A 17,193-nucleotide genomic window follows, 5' to 3' on the forward strand; every position below is an offset into this window, starting at 1 on the left:
TCATTTATTATTAGAGGGGGATGCCAAGGTGGCGAAAATTTTAATAGCATATGCAAGTATGTCAGGAAATACAGAGAGTATTGCTGATTTAATTAAAGTAAGTTTAGATGCCTTTGATCATGAAGTAGTATTGCAAGAAATGGAAGGCATGGATGCTGAAGAATTGTTAGCTTATGATGGAATCATTTTAGGATCTTATACGTGGGGCGATGGTGAGTTACCATTTGAAGCGGAAGATTTTCATGAGGATTTAGAAAATATAGATTTAGCAGGGAAAAAAGTAGCGGTATTCGGATCAGGTGATACGGCGTATGAGCTGTTTTGTGAAGCGGTGACAATTTTTGAAGAACGTCTCGTAGAACGTGGTGCAGAGCTTGTACAAGAAGGATTGAAAATCGAACTAGCTCCAGAAGATGAAGAGGATATCGAAAAATGCAGTAATTTTGCAATTGCATTTGCTGAGAAGTTCTAAGAATGGGAGTGTCAACGTGGAGACAATGTTAAGTGCAACTGCTATTACAAAGGTAAGAGATGGAAAACTATTGTTAGCTACTACATATAACGGCTTATTCATTGAACAAGATGGAGAATGGAAACAGATTTTAAATGGGTTTCAAAAACGAATTCGAGATTTACATAGTGAAGGTAACGTAGTTTACGGAGTAGGAGACGAAGGAGTTTTTATTCGTAGTATGAATGGTGGGAACGCATGGGAAGTTCGGCGTTTCCCGACGAAAGCAACGAGCTGGAATGTGTGTAGTAATAAGAGTGGAATAGTGGTTGCCCATGGAGAAAAAACACTATATCATTCCAATAATTTTGGCTCTACATGGGAGACCATTCATCCATTTCTTGATTATGGCAGTGATGCACCGTCTATTCGTTCGTTATTTTTATATAAACATTACTTATTTATCGGTACGAAAATACATGCTAAATATGGTGGGGTTTGGCTTTTTGATTTAGAGACACGTAAATTAAAACGGATTAAAATAGTGAAGAATCAGATGATCTCTGCGTTGACTATATATAATTCTTATTTAGTAGCGGCGAGTGGATCGTGTAAAGGAATAAGTGGAAATATTTCTTTTTGTAAAATAGATGAAAGTATTGAGAGCGAAAAAACATATTGGCACACATGTCAAAGCGAGCAGAAAGCGAGTAGCTATTTAGACTTAAGTGTAGACCAAAATGTACTATATACGACTTCAACGCAAAATAAGGCGGGAATTAGTACGATTTGTCGTGTGCACCTTGCTGAAGGAATTGTTACAGTATGTGACTCGGTTAAAGGGCATGGTTGGCGCATCGTTAATCAAAAAGAAGGTTATGTTGTAGCTGGGTCAGGTGAATCAAAAGCGATGCAGTGGAAGAAAAAAGTTGTATAGCAAAAAAAGTTTGCTTTTATTATATTGATATGATATATTATATTTAAACCATTTTACTTTTAATAATATAGAGATTTAAATGAGCTGTAACTTCCGAGGAGGATAGCAATGTTAAATCTCCTCAGAGGTTGCAGTTTTTTAATGTCTGGCTTATTATTGTAAGGTGGTTGAAAATGAATATGTACATATAGGTACATTGTAGGAGGATTTTTTTCATGCAAAACGGTAAAGTAAAATGGTTTAACTCAGAAAAAGGTTTCGGTTTCATCGAAGTTGAAGGCGGAGAAGACGTATTCGTTCATTTCTCAGCTATCCAAGGCGAAGGCTTCAAAACTTTAGAAGAAGGTCAAGAAGTTACTTTCGAAGTAGAACAAGGTAACCGTGGACCTCAAGCTACTAACGTTAACAAGAAGTAATTTTTGAAAAAAGAAGGGCTCGCCCTTCTTTTTTTTGCATTTTTATTGGTGTCCTCCTACCTACATATAATAATAAGACTGAATTTTCGTTCTTTTATTCGGGTTATTTTTGCATAAAGTACATGAATAAATAAATACTGAAAATAGAGTATTGGTGTGAAAAGGAATATAGAAAGAGGTAAATAAATTGAAAAATGCTACACATTTCATTGTGTTCGATATTGAGAGGAATTTCAGACCGTATAAATCAGAAGATCCGTCAGAGGTAGTTGATATCGGAGCTGTAAAAATAGAAATAGGTACAATGAAGATAATTGAAGAATTTTCGGAGTTAGTGAAACCAAGTGCACGATTAACTCGCCATACAACAAAATTAACTGGAATTACAAAGAAAGATTTAATTGGTGTAGAAAAATTCCCTCAAATTATAGAGAAATTTATTCAGTTCATCGGAGAAGATTCTATATTTGTTTCATGGGGAAAAGAAGATTATCGTTTTCTATCTCATGATTGTACGTTACATGATGTAGCATGCCCATGTATGGAAAAAGAAAGTAGAATGGATTTGCAGAAATTTGTTTTCCAAGCGTATGAAGAATTATTTGAGCATACACCAAGTTTACAATTTGCAGTAGAACAGCTCGGTTTAACATGGGAAGGGAAACAGCACAGAGCTTTAGCAGATGCTGAGAATACAGCAAATATACTTCTTAAAGTGTATAGCGAGAGGGATATTTATAAGCGATACAAAAGACATGGTGAGCTTGAACTTGTAAAGGACGGGAAACTAACAGAAAAAGCGAAAAAAAAGATGCGAAAATGGGTATTTAAAGAAATGAGAAAAAATACAGAACGACCTTTCGTATGGAGCACATTTGAAAGTAGTGACACGTGGGAAAGTATAACGGAAAGATATTATATAAGTGAAAATACAGTGGAACTTCTGAAGAAACATTTTCGTACGGCAGTGAGAAAAGCGGAAAGACAGATTAGGTATTTGGCTGAGATGGAGAGGGTGAAGGAAGAGGGAAAGATAACGTAAATGTGTTAAGGTAGCTAAGGTTAGTCCTCTTTTTGTGAGGAGAATTTATTATTGAGCAACGTAAAAACTCCTATTCCATGTATAGATATAGGAGTTTTTAGTATTTACTTTTTAATGGAGTTAATTCGTGGTTCTATTCAATCCCATTCGGATCATACGAAAATTGCTGCTTATTCTCAGTCTGTTCAATCACATCTTGCAATTCATCTGGCTTTAAGAATTAAATAGGAGAGAATCCTTTCTCAAATGTTAGCGTATCTACTTTGATTATAAGTACATATCGATTGTTTACCTTTGCAATATATATTTGATCCCCGAAATCAGCAAGCAGAGCCTTCACAGAGATATGATCTGCTTTTAGCTTTAATTCCACTTCAGGAGCGTGCTCGACGATTTGAGCAGTCGCTTCCGTTACTTCTTCGGTTGAAAACTGTTCCATAATTTCGCGTTCTTCCGTACCTTCTTCAAATACATCTTCAATTTGGTCATATACCATGTACATTACTTGCGTTTTCATAATTTCAGGCATAGAGCGTTCGTACTCAACGAATTTTAAGAAGTCTTCAAAGTAGCGGGCATGTGATGCTTGGTGTATTTTTAGTTCGCCTATTTTCATGATACCTTCTTCAGGCATGTATGGATATTGAATAGATTCGTAATTGATATAGTGGGCTTATATAAATGATTTAATATACAGCGTATCTTTGGTAGTCCAAGTTTTTCCGTTAGATGATACAACTCTTTACGTACACATACTACTAAGTCATGATCGTTATAGTTTCGTTGGTAATACTTTTTCTCATTCGAACGTTGATTTCTGTAAATGAATCTTCCGCTCTTTAACCCATTCGTCCATGTACGCGCTGTAAGTCATCTGTGAAAGGTTTAAGATTTCGTTATCTAAGAATTCTGCTCTTAGCTTAATAAAAGCATCCTCCGCTTCTTATTGTATTTCTTTCGTGGACTCATGACTTTTGATTTTATGTTCCAAATCAAAAAAGTTATTTTCTGTAAACAAAATTCATAATATTTATTTTGAATACTTTTTTCATTATAGAATCTAAAATTGGAGGAACTACGATGCTAAGGAAAAATATAGAAGAAATTCTAACGGAATCTGAACAAAACGGCTGGGGATATGAAGGAATGGCGTTAAGCAGAAATTCACTCATTCATCTATGCTTGAGATTGGAAGATCAAGAAAAAGTTTATCATATTCTGGAACTTGGTGGTGGCCAATCTACTTTATTCTGGAAGTATCTTTCCTCTTCAGGATTATTAAAGATCAAGGTTACAACATTAGAACATGACAAAGATTGGGCAACACAATTATCAACACGTGTAGAAGATCTAGAAAACATTACGGTGTATTCACAAACACTAAAGCAAATTACTGATGAGGAATGGGAAAAAATCTTCTCACATCCTCAATCAGCTCATCTGGATTGGGAATCTTATGGAAAATCAGTTCCTCAAAACCAATACAACTTTTTCGGTATTCACAACGCTTTTTACGCTGAGGTAGATCAGCTAGCTTTGGAACAACAATCCTTTGACATCATGATTTTAGATGGTCCACATGGAAATGGGCGTTCCCTCGCTTATCCTCTTTTTTGTAACTTTTTAAAATCAGATGCACTACTATTAATAGATGATTTTGATCACTATCCGTTTTTGGAAGATTTACATAAAATATTTCACTATGAAGAAATACATCGACAAGCAGTTGGAGAAAAGAGATGGGTGTTGGTCCAGTTACAGGGAAGAAAATAATGAACGTTTTAAGGTGAATATCATCGAGGGTTTTGTTGTAAAGTTTTTTCGAATGAAACTAAACTGTAGAAAAATGAGGTGAGGAGAATGATACATGGGGTATTTTAAAGGAAACAATTATGACTTTACAGTCACAGCCCCGCATGAAAAGGAGGGCACTGCAAATTCTTTGGATTTTTGAAAGTATTAAATCGTACTATCAAAAAAAGGACTCCAACATTTAAAATATGAATATGATATTATCCCCTTAAGGTAGACAGTGTAAAAGGAGCATGAATAAACATGGATGTTACACTTTTACTTGAAGGGGATTTTATTAAGGAAGTGGTTGGTCAGGGATAGGGATATAAAATAACAGGAATTATAGCGCTTCAATATCCGTATATTTTAAGGGAATCTAGAAAAAGTAACCGTTAGTGACAGAAATAAAAAGAGCGCCTAATAATAAGCGCTCATGTTAACTAAAGGATTTCGTTCATATTCGTTTAATGATGGTATTTTTATACGTCTATTCATATTTTTATAGGTCGTCATAGCGGTCACTATTAGTGACTTCTAAAGTCACCAATAGATCACTCTCATATCGATAAAACCTTTATGCGTAAGGGTTTGTAGCCTTATTCTCAATCCGCTCAATCACATCTTGCAATTCATCCGGCTTCAGAAACTCGATAGGAGAGAACCCTTTCTCGAATGTAAGCGTATCAGCTTCAATCATAAGTACATAGCGGTCATTTACTTTCGCGATATGTATTTGATCTCCAAAATCAGCAAGCAGAGCCTTCACAGAGATATGGTCTGCTTTTAACTTTAATTCCACTTCAGGAGCGTGCTCGACGATTTGAGCGGTAGCTTCCATTACTTCTTCGGTTGAAAACTGTTCCATAATTTCGCGTTTCGGACTAGCAGCCCATACTTCCATCGCTTGGTCGAATTGTTCACGTTCTTCCGTACCCTCTTCAAATACATCTTCAATTTGGTCATATACCATGTCCATTACTTGCGTTTTCATAATTTCAGGCATAGAGCGTTCGTACTCGACGAATTTTAAGAAGTCTTCAAAGTAGCGGGCGTGTGATGCTTGGTGTATTTTTAGTTCGCCTACTTCAACCATACCTTCTTCAGGCATGTATGGATATTGGATAGATTTCATATTTTTTGTTGTGATGGCCATTTCAACGTTACGAATAAGTGTTGATTCGTCTGAAATAGAAGCGACTTTCGGTTCGAAGTCACATTTCATGACGAATACGAATGGGTCATCAAAGTATTTGCGTAATTTTGCTTGAGCAATTAAAAATACACCACCACGTACAGCGCTTGTGTCAAGATATGTATAAACGAGAGGTTCGCTCATATCTTTGAAGTTTTCTTTTGTTTCTGCAAAGCGAATACGGTTAAAAAGGTTGTAATGAGGGTTTGAATCGAGTTCGTGCCCTTCTTCTACAATAAAGCGACCGATCTTTGTTGGGGCTTGTTCTGTTTTCGCGTGACGTTCTACTTTTCGCTTTGATATTTTTAATAATTCACCATTCAAAAATTCTTTTAAAGAGCTATCTTCATATTCTTCAGCATCTAAAGTTTGAAAATGTTTATAGCGTTTATCAACTGCTTCACCTTTTCCTTCTACTTGTACTACATAAAAGGAAAGAAAATTTATTTCGAAATCCATATTTATCACCTTGTTTCATTTCGTTAACTCTTATCAGTATAGAGATGGAAAAAACTTTAGTCAATTTATATAAGGAAGGGGGAGTCCCTTCCTTATATAAATTTTTTATTTTTGAATTTAAAAGCCGTCTTCTAGTGCTGAAAATGGAATGTTCAATCTGTTTTCTACTGTACGTAAACGCTGATTTAGGCGGTTTAATCTACGGGTATGACGTTCAACTGTGTTTTCTAGTTGACGTACTCTTTGTTCAAGTTCATTTACTCGTCGTTCTAGTTGACGGTTTCCAGTGCCAGGAAAAGAGATTGGAATTTGAAATTGTCGATTTTGTTCATATGGATTAGCTTGCTCTGATTGATCTATATAAGGTTGATATTGTGCTTGTAAGTCATATTGTGGTTGTTGGTACGCATATTGATTATATGGATCGTATGGATTGTAGGGATACATAAAAACATCCTCCATTTCTTTAAAGTAGGTTGAATTCACCATAATGTATGTGCAAAAGCGGAGCGGCGGCACGGCAAATACCCATATATACAGAAAGGTAAGGGGTATGTACTTATGGGGAATGGCTAAAAATGTTGAAGTAGTATAATAGTTACAGACTTATGTAGTTGAATACAGAGGTAAAACAATAGTGTTTTTAATTTGTATTTCACTTAATTAATGGTATATACTGGATGGAGATAGTTTACATAAAAGTTACAATGTTATTAAACTCAAAAATTTATATAAATATGTATGGACATTTATAAAAGAAAAGAGTAACTTAAATAAAGTGAAAAATAACTTGTAACAATTTATAAATATATTGTAAAATGATTGTAACAAAACATACATACAAATGAAACAATACATAAGAATGATGTTAGAAAAAAGGGGAGAGTATATTGTTCCGTAAAATAAAGGGTATATTAGTTGGGGTGTTATGTGTAGCTGTAGTAAGTGGTTGTGGTACGAAAGTAAGTGATGTTGCACTAGTAAGTGATATTGGCGGACACACTGTAGAAGCTAAGGCAGAAGTGCAGGATACTATTAGTTTAGTTGATGGTCGTACTGGTACTGAAGTGAAAAAGCTAGATTTATCGAGTTTAGGTTATTTTGAAGATGAAGCGAAATTTAAAAAGTCGGTAACGAAGGTTGCAAGCGAAGTTGGGAAAAGCGTTGACAAAAAGATGGTCCCTTCACGTATAGCTCCTGATGGAAGTTGGCAAGAAGGAAAACCTTCGTATGAATTAATGGAAAAAGAATTAGTAGACAAATTGTTGAACGTTGGTATGTGGGATGCTTCATATCAGTTACCTATTGTAGAGAAAAAGCCTACTGCAACATTAAGTGATGCACAAGGAAGTGGTACGGTAATTGGTAGATATGAAACGAATTTAGGCGGCTCAACAGGTGGCCGAATTGAAAATATTCGTTTGTCTGCAGCCAGCATAAACGGAGTTGTATTAGCAAAAGGAGACCGTTTCTCTTTTAATGCATTAATTGGTGATACAACACCAGACAAAGGATATCAATTAGGAAAAGAAATAGTAGATGGTAAATTAGTAGATGGATATGGCGGTGGTGTTTGTCAAACATCTTCAACACTATACAATGCAGCAGATCAAGCTGGTTTGAAAATGGTAGAGAGAACGACACATTCTAAAACAGTAGGTTATGTTCCACAAGGAAGAGATGCGACAATTGCATATCCATATTTAGACTTAGTATTCGAAAATACGAATGACGCACCTGTAAAGCTTTATATGGGCATTCAGGGTGGAAAGTTAGTTGCTGAAGTACATAAAATGAGATAAGAGTTATAACAGGCTGTTTTTTGTAAAGTCACCTTTCTGAAAGTTAGAAGAGGTGACTTTTTTATTATGAAAATAAAATGATTTATAATTCTGACTTTCCTTATTTACATAGGATGATTTTATCTGTATCCTTCATAGTAACGGCTATTATTTATTGGAAAATATAAAGGGACTAAGGGGAGGAGTTATTCATGGTACAAATTCATCCGAAAACACGCATTGGTCATGTGGAATTTAAAGTGAAAGATTTAGAGCGTCAAATTGCTTTTTATGAGAAGGTTGTAGGATTAGAGATAATTAAGCAAGAGGGGAATAAAGCATATTTAGCTGGAAAAGGTGGTAATAATACGTTACTTGTTCTTGAAAAGTTAGAGAATGGGGTACTGCAAGAACCACGTACAACAGGTATATATCATGTTGCTTTTTTAGTCCCAACTCGTGAAGCTTTTGCTTCGGCGCTATTTGGTGTTATTCGTAATAAGAACGTAATTGATAGTCCGGCTGAGCAAGAAGGACGTTATACATATTCAAATGAGATTTTACCAATTTCAAGGTTTAATAGTGCAAGTGATCATACGTATAGCGAAGCATTTTATTTACAAGATTTAGAGGGTAATGGTATCGAAATATATGCAGACCGTCCGCGCGATCAATGGGGAGAAGGGTCAGGAGGGAGTACGCCACTTGATTTAAAAGAACTAGCGACGCTCGTTGATTATGAGTTTGATGGTTTACCGGCGAAGACTGTTGTTGGGCACGTACATTTACGAATAGCGGATGTAGAGAAGTCGCATGAGTTTTATGTAAATACAGTAGGATTTGAAGTACAACAACGTGAAGAGGATTGCTTATTCATTTCTGCAGGAGGCTATCATCACCATATCGGTGCAAATACGTGGAACGGAATCAATAATCCGCACCCACCAGCACATGCAACAGGACTTAAAGTATTTACGATTGTATTACCACATAAAGAAGCGTTAGATGAAGTGAAAGAAAGATTAATAGAAAAACAGCATGAAATAAACGGGACTGCAGATGGATTTACAGTAGTAGATCCAAGTGGTATTACAGTACAGTTTGAAATAGAAACAGTATAAAAGAGTCCAGAAAGTGTGTAATCACTTTCTGGATTCTTTTTGATTATTCATAGCTCAATCCAGAACCTTCTTACAACATTACCATCTTCTTCAGTGAAATCTTCATCACGGAGACCACCGTTATGTAAAATTGTTTTTTCTGAAGCGGTATTCACTTCGTCGCAAACGACAAGTGCTTTCGTGATGTTTAATTCCTTCGTTTTTTCTAATGATAACGCTAGTAACTTTGTAGCATAACCTTTTCTTCTTTCAGAAGGGCGAATGCCATAACCAATATGGCCCCCGGCGTTAAATAGATGCTTAGTTAAACTATGACGTATATTAACAGCGCCTACAATTCTATTAGTGTCTGTAACAAGCCAATACGTAGAATCTGGCACCCACGTTTCAGGAATATTTATTCCATTATGTGCATCCAGTAATTCTTGTATCATAGATGGAAAGTTAGACGGGTCTTTTGAAATAACCCACGGAATCATCGTTTCACCACTATCTTTCCATTCGTTATAAAAATCTAAGTATTCTTCTTGTAAATCGTTAGTAGGTGTAAGCAAAGAGACGTTCATTGTTTGTAGGCTCCTTTAATTGACGTATTATTTCACAAAATTGGGGTATGAAACGAAATTGTTTTCTAGCTTTCTCAACTTCATTTTATGAAATCTACATTTTGTTTTTTTAATTTATTATAATATTTAAAATATCAACATAAAAAGTTCGGTATATTAAGTATATTTTAATAAATTGCTGTTATATCGATAAATGGATGTGTTTGATAAGTTTTGTTTTATTTATATATATAATGAAAAAAGAGTGGAGTGTTCGTGAGCTTACATGTTGATTTTATCTCGCATTAACGGGCGGCAATACTGCAACTTAACTACTTTACTTTCACCGAATTTTGAGGCGGGAGTATTACTGCCCGCAAATAGTGGGATAAATGAAATAAAAACAAAAAAAGAATGAGGCTCGGAGGAACGACATGGAACATTTAATTTCATTATTTGAGCAACACAGCTATAGTATTTTATTCATTGTTATTTTGATTGAACTGCTTGCGATTCCGATTTCGGCTGAATTTTTTATGAGTTTTGCCGGATATTTTGTGTTTCAAGGAAAAATGGATTACACCTTGGCTATTCTAACAGCTATTGCTGCTGGAGGAGTCGGAATTACAGTTACATACTGGATTGGCAGGTTAGGAGGCTATAAACTGATTGAAAAGTATGGCCGGTATATTCATCTTGGACCAAAGAACTACGAAAAAGTAGCCGCCTGGATGGAACGATCAGGAAGTAAATTGTTGGTAGTTGCTTATTTCATTACTGGGGTTCGGCACTTCACAGGATACGTATCTGGTATTTCAAGAATGCCTTATCGAACCTTTTTTATTCCAGCATATATAGGGGCAAGCTTATGGGCAATTAGCTTTATTACGCTAGGGAAAATATTAGGACCACGCTGGCACGATTTTCATAAATTGGCCGGACAATATCTTATCTACATTGTTTTTGTACTCGCTATCGTTATAGGGGGGTTAATAGTTTATAAATTTTACAAAAAACAAATCAAAAACTTTTTCGTACGACTGCTTAATTGGCTCATTTCCTATTTTCGAACAATCAGAGCAACAGAAGTGTTTCTTATCAGTCTTACACTGGTCTTATTAGGAATAATAACCTTAATGTTGGGAATGGCACTGGATTATTTATATAATGAGTTTACTCAGTTTAACGAGGTTACTACTTATATTGTTCATTCTGTACTTCAAACAGGATGGACAAGTAGTATCAAAGGATTTCTATCGTTGCAGTCACCTATCGCATTTAGTGTTCTCATTATTATTACGATTTTAGCCATTTGGAGAAAAGGAAGGGATAGATGGCTTGAAGGTCTCTTACTTATCGTTTCCATACTTGGAGCACATATATACCATAATGCAGTCTTACACACACTGTCTTATTTTCGTTTTATTGGAAAAGATGCGGCAACACGTTCTTCTGCTTTTCCAGATGAAAAAGCAACAATTACCATTATTGTGTTTGGCACCTGCTTATTTCTAATGGTACGTCACCTGAAGAATAAGTATATACAATTAGGTCTCCCTCTTCTGGGTATCGTGCTTTTGCTAGGTATAGCAATTGCAAACATTGCGTTTTCTCATATACTTCCAAGCGATATCGTAGGTGGATATGTATATGGAGGGATGTGGATCTTCTTGAATTTCTTGCTATTTGAGATGTTTCGCCTTATCGTAAATAAGCAAATTTAATATTCAGTGCACACAGGCATATGACAGACAATGAATGTAGAAAGAAGAGGGAATTATGAAGAACTTGATGGACGTCAACAAGGGTGTTTTACTAAGCAAGTTTCATTGTACGTGAAAATGCTGCAAAACAACAAAGATATACGATGATTTGAATAACCATCTTTTTTCATCTCAATCAATTTTCACTTTACTTCTTCTGGGTAATGTACTCTTTCTTTCAAATGAAAAACACCTCCGTTGAATTTGCATACTTATTATGCGAATTCAGGAGGTGTTTTTTTCATGTACCGCTATTCGGGTTCACTTCAGTACTGCATGAAAGGGTGTTTTAATTTTATTATTTTATTGATTTTCTTAAGTGGATGGCTATGGCCGTGAATGGCGCCCTTTTTTATTATGCGTTATACCCAAATAACTTTAGTTCTTCTCCTGAGTCTGAAATTATTTTTTCGAATCGCAATCCTACTTTTTCTAAAAGCTTACCTGAAGTAACATTATCTGTAGAAGTAATTGCTACAATACGTTTCATTCCTAGCTTCTGTACACCGTATTCGATTACCGCAGAAGCTGACTCGTAGCCATATCCTTTTGAACGGAATTTTTCTAAAAAGGCAAAGCCGATATCGACATCTTCTAATGAATCTCTTTTAATAAGACCGCACATACCAAGTGGAGTGAAATCGTCTTTTCGTTCTACTAAGTAAAGACCAAAGCCCATTTTATTATACATATCGACGGGTCCGTTTAAGATGTATTTTTTTGCGTCTTCTAAGTTTCTAACTCCTTTATCACCAATAAACTGAATCCATGCAGGGTCGTTTACTAATTCGAGAATAAACGGAGCATCTTGTATATCGAACCAACGAAGATTGAGACGTTCAGTTTCTAAAACTATCAATCTATTGCACCACCTTTAAAAGTTATAACAATTAGTATGGATTGAGAAATACAAAAGTGCAACATATTTTAATTATGCACTACTTGTTCACACAAAGTTCGTTTGTTTTATATAAAGGGATATTTTATAATTAGGATTAATTGTAAAGAGTGAGATGCTTATACAATGACTCCTAGGTGACTAGGAGTTTTTACTATATAACTATCATTATTACTAAATATGACACACTACACATTCTACTTAAGGAGGTACATAATGAAGAAATTATATAATGCATCGTTTACTTATTTGATTATTGGTTTATTGTCAGGAATTTTTGCTAGAGAGTATGGGAAATTTAAAGGGATTTTAGGGTCTACTTTGTTAAATCTATTGCACACACATACACTTGTACTTGGCTTTTTCTTTTTCTTAATTGCTTTAGGATTAGCAAAAGTATTCGCATTTCATGAAGTGAAAGGTTTTAATAAGTGGTTTGTTTTACATAATATTGCATTAACTTTAATGTTAGGTTCACTAGCAGCGAGAGGGCTTCTTCAACTAAATGGAGCGGACTTTAAAGGGTTAACTTATATTGTAGGTTTCTCTCATTCGTTGATGGCATTTACTTTAGTTTGGTTTATGCTGCTAATAAAGAAGTCATCTAATATGAAATGAAAAAAGAACTTGTAGCATTCGCTGCAAGTTCTTTTTGTTATGTTTAAGGTTAATAATCTTATTTTTCTAATTATTTTGTATAAAAATGGTATACTTATTTTAAAATTAAAAAGGAGAGATAGTTATGGAAATAACAATTGAACATTTAGTAAATGCATTAAAGGATATACTTCCTGAAGATCGAGTAGTAATCAATACGACAGTAAGAGAGTTACATAGTAAAGATGAATCTTACCATGCTAGTAGTTTACCTGATGTAGTTGTTTTTCCGAAAACGACAGAAGAGGTTAGTGCGATAATGAAAGTAGCAGGTCAGCAAGGAACAGCTGTCGTTCCGTTTGGAGTAGGGTCCAGTTTAGAGGGACATGTAATTCCTTACGAAAAAGGAATTACAATGGACTTTTCGCTTATGAATAAAATACTTGAAATAAGAGAGAAAGATTTTCTTGTGAGAGTACAGCCAGGAGTAACGCGCTCTCAGCTTAATAAAGAATTGAAAAAGTATGGATTGTTTTTTAGTGTGGATCCGGGGGCGGATGCAACGTTAGGTGGAATGGCTGCTACAAATGCGAGCGGAACGACGGCGGTAAAGTATGGTGTAATGCGTGATCAAGTTCGAGATTTAGAAGTGGTACTTGCTGATGGGGGAGTAATACATACCGGGAATTTAGCAGCGAAGTCATCATCAGGTTATCATTTAAATGGTATTTTCGTAGGGTCAGAAGGTACGCTTGGATGTTTTACGGAGTTAACTTTAAAAGTATATGGCATACCAGAGCATGTTATGGCTGCGAGAGCATCGTTTCCGACTATAAATGATGCAGTAGAAGCTGTTATTCATATATTGCAAGCGGGTATTCCAATTGCGAGAATTGAACTTGTAGATGAATTATCTATGAAACAAGTAAATCATTACAATGAAACAAGTTACAGAGAAGAGCCTACATTATTTTTAGAGTTTCACGGTAATGAAGCAGGTTTAAAGCAAGATATTGAATTCACGAAGGAAATTGTTTTTGATCATAAATGTAAAGAAGTTGCTTTTGAAACGGAAACTGCGGCGAGAAATAAATTATGGGATGCACGGCATAATCTAGCATACTCTTACGTTCATAGCTACCCTGGTAAAAAGCTTATGAGTACAGACGTATGTGTACCAATTTCAGAATTAGCTGGTGCCATCCAACATGCGAAAGAGACATTAGATAAGGTTGGTCTTGTTGGTGGTATTCTTGGCCATGTAGGAGATGGGAATTTCCACGTACTTTTAATGGTTGATCCAAACGATAAAGAAGAAGTGAAGAAGGCAGACGAAATAAATGAAAATATCGTTTTGTATGCTCTTAAACGAGGGGGAACGTGTACGGGAGAACATGGCGTTGGAATTGGAAAACAAAAGTATCAAGAAGAAGAACATGGGGCGGCACTATTCATAATGGAGAAAATAAAGACAGCTCTTGATCCACAAAATATTTTGAACCCGAATAAAGTTTTTCAGTTGAAAGATAGGGGATGATTGGGTGAAAGTGCTAGAAGTGATAAGTAATATAGCTGGAAAGTATTTTGCATTTTGGGTTATTTGTATAGCAGTTATTGCATATTTTATTCCTACTCCATTTCTCGGGTTAACTAGTTACATAACAATTTTACTTGGAGTGGTCATGTTTGGGATGGGATTAACATTAAAGGCTGTTGATTTTAAAATCATTGCTACAAAACCATTGCCAGTTATTATCGGTGTATGTGCTCAGTTTATTATTATGCCACTTGTCGCATACGTACTAGCCTACGTTATGAACTTACCAGCCGAATTAGCAGCTGGATTAGTGTTGCTCGGTTCAGTACCGGGCGGCACCGCATCAAATGTTATGGTTTATTTAGCAAAAGGGAACTTAGCGTTGTCTATTGCAATGACGTCATTATCAACGTTACTAGCACCAATTGCTACACCTCTTATTTTATTATTCCTTGCAGGACAATGGATGCCAGTGAATCCTATGTCTATGTTTCTTTCTATCGTACAAGTCATTATCATACCTATTATTCTAGGGTTAGTAGTGAAGAAGTTTTTCCCTACAACTGTTACGAAAGGAATGACCGTTATCCCTTTAATATCAGTTTTAGCAATTATCATTATTGTTTCTGCAGTTGTTTCAGCGAATGTAAGTAGCATTACTTCTTCAGGCCTTCTTATCTTTATTGCCGTTATGCTTCATAATGCTTTCGGTTTTTTACTCGGATATATAACAGCATTCATACTTAGACTAGACGAAGGGACAAGAAGAGCTATTTCAATAGAAGTAGGAATGCAAAATTCAGGCTTAGGTGTTGCGCTAGCAACAGCACATTTTGGGCCAGCCGCCGCACTCCCAAGTGTATTAGCTGCAGTATGGCATAACATTGCAGGACCAATATTAGCAACCATCTGGTCAAAAAATGCGAAGAACACTTTTAGTGATGAAAATGTATCGGTAAATATAGAAAAATAGGAATGATAAAGAATGCAAAAACGTATTGTACATTTTGAAGGACTGGTTGTTTTGTTAGCCACGATTTATACGTATTCCATATATGAATTTAGTTGGATAATATTTTTTCTGTTCCTTTTAGCTCCAGATTTATCAATGTTAGCGTATGGGATAAATAATCATATAGGTGCTAAAATATATAATATATGTCACACGTATATTATATCTATATTAATTGCTATAGTAGGTGTCTATTTTAAGGTAGATACCGTTATAATGATTGGCTTAATATGGACAGCGCATATTGGAATGGATCGAATGTTTGGATATGGCTTGAAATATGAGACGGATTTTAAAGATACTCATATTCAAAGGTTGTAATTGTTTTTGAGGAGAGGGATACTTTGAAACAGAGAATTACTATCGAAGAGTATAACATCAAATGGGAAAGTGAATTTAATAAGCTACAAACTCTCATTAACGATGCAATGGAAGACAGCATTTTATCCATTGAACATGTTGGGAGTACATCTATTAAAGGACTTGCAGCAAAACCAATATTAGATATTGATATCGTAATAGAAGATTATGAGATTTTTCCTGAAGTAGTAAGAAAGCTTGAAGCGATAGGATACTATCATCAGGCAGAATGGAGTTGCAAAGGGAGAGAGGCGTTTGGCAGAAAGGACGATTTCGTTCCGTGGGACGGAGAAAGTACAGATTGGATGGAACATCATTTGTATGTGTGTGATAAAGAAAGTGAAGAGTTAAGAAGACATATAGCGTTTCGTGATTACCTTCGTGAACATGACGGTGTTGCTGTTGAATATGGACATTTAAAGGGAAAGTTAGCAAGAGAGTCAAAAAGTAGAACGAACTATAGTGAAGGTAAGACGAAATTTATTACAAATATATTAGAAAAAATAAACTAAGGCGGCATGGAATACATGCTGCCTATTCTTTTGAAATAGAACGCTGCCATTATAAAACAAATACAAACTGGCCCTGTTGAATGCTACAAGACTTAAATATAATGAGAAATAAAAGACCGGAAAAGAGGGAGATTATGTACATACCAAAATACTTTGCAATACAAGATGAAGAGGTAAAGTATGAAATAATTGAACAAAATAGCTTTGCGACATTATTTTCTCAACATAACGGGGAACCATATGCAACGCATTTACCATTGTTGCTAAATAGAGAAACACTCACGTTACATGGTCACTTCGCACGTCCGAATGAACAGTGGAAAGATAGTGGGAATCAACAAGTACTAGCTATATTCCAAGGGCCACACAGTTACATCTCTCCGTCATGGTATGAAACAAATAACGCAGTACCAACATGGAATTATGTTGCTGTACATGTATACGGTGAATTAGAAATTGTTGAAGATGAACAGGCATTAATAGATTCTCTTCAAGATTTAGTACATACATATGAAGAGCCACAGAGCACCTACTCACTTGATGATGTAGATCCGAATTATATGGCGGGATTAAGTAAGGGGATAGTTGGTTTTAAAATTAAGATTAGTAAAATAGAAGGAAAAGCGAAGTTAAGTCAAAATCATTCTGTGGAGAGACGGAAATTAGTTGTGGAGAAACTTGAGAAAGTTGGTAGTGAGGGGAGCAGGGAGATAGCAGAGTTGATGAAAGAATTTAATGGTAAAAACAAAGATAGGACATTTTATGGGGGGATATAA

Annotated in this window: 18 protein-coding genes and 2 pseudogenes; 15 read left to right on the top strand and 5 right to left on the bottom strand. The window is 35.5% G+C overall.

The annotated features are described in order from the left end of the window. Positions 1 to 28: 28 nt before the first annotated feature. The 4 genes from ACQKNI_RS00215 to ACQKNI_RS00230 all read left to right on the top strand — a co-directional run bounded on the left by ACQKNI_RS00215 (position 29) and on the right by ACQKNI_RS00230 (position 2,846). A complete protein-coding gene (locus ACQKNI_RS00215) occupies positions 29 to 472 on the top strand; it encodes a flavodoxin (RefSeq protein ID WP_071711416.1) in 444 nt (147 codons plus the stop codon). A 16-nt stretch (positions 473 to 488) separates the two neighbouring features. Beyond that, positions 489 to 1,388 carry a WD40/YVTN/BNR-like repeat-containing protein gene (locus ACQKNI_RS00220; RefSeq protein ID WP_088229842.1) on the top strand — a complete coding sequence of 300 codons (900 nt, stop codon included), beginning with the start codon at positions 489 to 491 and terminating at the stop codon, positions 1,386 to 1,388. A gap of 215 nt (positions 1,389 to 1,603) precedes the next feature. Next, entirely contained in the window at positions 1,604 to 1,804 is a 201-nt protein-coding gene (gene cspB, locus ACQKNI_RS00225) for a cold shock-like protein CspB (protein ID WP_001179150.1), read from the top strand. A gap of 187 nt (positions 1,805 to 1,991) precedes the next feature. Further along, positions 1,992 to 2,846 carry an exonuclease gene (locus tag ACQKNI_RS00230; protein ID WP_088229841.1) on the top strand — a complete coding sequence of 285 codons (855 nt, stop codon included), beginning with the start codon at positions 1,992 to 1,994 and terminating at the stop codon, positions 2,844 to 2,846. Positions 2,847 to 2,979: 133 nt separating this feature from the next. On the opposite strand, the pseudogene ACQKNI_RS00235 reads toward ACQKNI_RS00230, so the two are convergent. Then, positions 2,980 to 3,507 (bottom strand): annotated as a pseudogene (locus ACQKNI_RS00235) (DUF3898 domain-containing protein); the annotation flags it as partial. A 419-nt stretch (positions 3,508 to 3,926) separates the two neighbouring features. On the opposite strand from ACQKNI_RS00235, the gene ACQKNI_RS00240 reads away from it, so the two are divergent. After that, positions 3,927 to 4,619: a hypothetical protein gene (locus tag ACQKNI_RS00240; protein WP_088229840.1), complete on the top strand. Its 693-nt coding sequence runs from the start codon at positions 3,927 to 3,929 to the stop codon at positions 4,617 to 4,619. Positions 4,620 to 5,214: 595 nt separating this feature from the next. Here ACQKNI_RS00240 and ACQKNI_RS00245 read toward each other — a convergent pair. After that, a complete protein-coding gene (locus tag ACQKNI_RS00245; RefSeq protein WP_088229839.1) occupies positions 5,215 to 6,291 on the bottom strand; it encodes a DUF3900 domain-containing protein in 1,077 nt (358 codons plus the stop codon). A gap of 117 nt (positions 6,292 to 6,408) precedes the next feature. Beyond that, the gene (locus ACQKNI_RS00250; RefSeq protein ID WP_088229838.1) at positions 6,409 to 6,738 is read right to left on the bottom strand and encodes a hypothetical protein; all 330 of its coding nucleotides are present in this window, start codon (positions 6,736 to 6,738) and stop codon (positions 6,409 to 6,411) included. 443 nt (positions 6,739 to 7,181) lie between these two features. Here ACQKNI_RS00250 and ACQKNI_RS00255 point away from each other — a divergent pair, with 443 nt between their 5' ends. Next, positions 7,182 to 8,093 carry a VanW family protein gene (locus tag ACQKNI_RS00255; RefSeq protein ID WP_088229837.1) on the top strand — a complete coding sequence of 304 codons (912 nt, stop codon included), beginning with the start codon at positions 7,182 to 7,184 and terminating at the stop codon, positions 8,091 to 8,093. Positions 8,094 to 8,284: 191 nt separating this feature from the next. Then, positions 8,285 to 9,193: a VOC family protein gene (locus ACQKNI_RS00260; protein ID WP_088229836.1), complete on the top strand. Its 909-nt coding sequence runs from the start codon at positions 8,285 to 8,287 to the stop codon at positions 9,191 to 9,193. A gap of 47 nt (positions 9,194 to 9,240) precedes the next feature. Here ACQKNI_RS00260 and ACQKNI_RS00265 read toward each other — a convergent pair whose 3' ends face one another. Next, a complete protein-coding gene (locus tag ACQKNI_RS00265) occupies positions 9,241 to 9,759 on the bottom strand; it encodes a GNAT family N-acetyltransferase (protein ID WP_088229835.1) in 519 nt (172 codons plus the stop codon). Between the two features lie 413 nt (positions 9,760 to 10,172). On the opposite strand from ACQKNI_RS00265, the gene ACQKNI_RS00270 reads away from it, so the two are divergent. Further along, on the top strand, positions 10,173 to 11,462 hold the full coding sequence (locus ACQKNI_RS00270) for a VTT domain-containing protein (protein WP_088229834.1): 1,290 nt from the start codon (positions 10,173 to 10,175) through the stop codon (positions 11,460 to 11,462). A gap of 54 nt (positions 11,463 to 11,516) precedes the next feature. After that, positions 11,517 to 11,609: pseudogene (locus tag ACQKNI_RS00275) on the top strand (XRE family transcriptional regulator); the annotation flags it as partial. 247 nt (positions 11,610 to 11,856) lie between these two features. Here ACQKNI_RS00275 and ACQKNI_RS00280 read toward each other — a convergent pair. Next, entirely contained in the window at positions 11,857 to 12,360 is a 504-nt protein-coding gene (locus ACQKNI_RS00280) for a GNAT family N-acetyltransferase (protein ID WP_088229833.1), read from the bottom strand. A gap of 255 nt (positions 12,361 to 12,615) precedes the next feature. Between ACQKNI_RS00280 and ACQKNI_RS00285 the strand changes: the two genes are divergently transcribed. The 6 genes from ACQKNI_RS00285 (at position 12,616) to ACQKNI_RS00310 (ending at position 17,193) form a co-directional block, all read left to right on the top strand. Beyond that, the gene (locus ACQKNI_RS00285; RefSeq protein ID WP_098882776.1) at positions 12,616 to 13,017 is read left to right on the top strand and encodes a DUF2871 family protein; all 402 of its coding nucleotides are present in this window, start codon (positions 12,616 to 12,618) and stop codon (positions 13,015 to 13,017) included. A gap of 124 nt (positions 13,018 to 13,141) precedes the next feature. Beyond that, positions 13,142 to 14,533 (top strand): FAD-binding oxidoreductase, encoded by a 1,392-nt coding sequence (locus tag ACQKNI_RS00290; RefSeq protein ID WP_280147228.1) that lies wholly within the window; start codon positions 13,142 to 13,144, stop codon positions 14,531 to 14,533. Positions 14,534 to 14,537: 4 nt separating this feature from the next. Next, a complete protein-coding gene (locus ACQKNI_RS00295) occupies positions 14,538 to 15,506 on the top strand; it encodes a bile acid:sodium symporter family protein (RefSeq protein ID WP_098252703.1) in 969 nt (322 codons plus the stop codon). A 12-nt stretch (positions 15,507 to 15,518) separates the two neighbouring features. After that, positions 15,519 to 15,866 carry a DUF4260 domain-containing protein gene (locus ACQKNI_RS00300; protein ID WP_098252704.1) on the top strand — a complete coding sequence of 116 codons (348 nt, stop codon included), beginning with the start codon at positions 15,519 to 15,521 and terminating at the stop codon, positions 15,864 to 15,866. Positions 15,867 to 15,889: 23 nt separating this feature from the next. Continuing rightward, entirely contained in the window at positions 15,890 to 16,417 is a 528-nt protein-coding gene (locus tag ACQKNI_RS00305) for a GrpB family protein (RefSeq protein ID WP_098882778.1), read from the top strand. 134 nt (positions 16,418 to 16,551) lie between these two features. Further along, positions 16,552 to 17,193: an FMN-binding negative transcriptional regulator gene (locus ACQKNI_RS00310; RefSeq protein ID WP_280147229.1), complete on the top strand. Its 642-nt coding sequence runs from the start codon at positions 16,552 to 16,554 to the stop codon at positions 17,191 to 17,193.

This window comes from Bacillus sp. NPDC094064, from assembly GCF_050279585.1.
Classification (GTDB): Bacteria; Bacillota; Bacilli; order Bacillales; family Bacillaceae_G; genus Bacillus_A.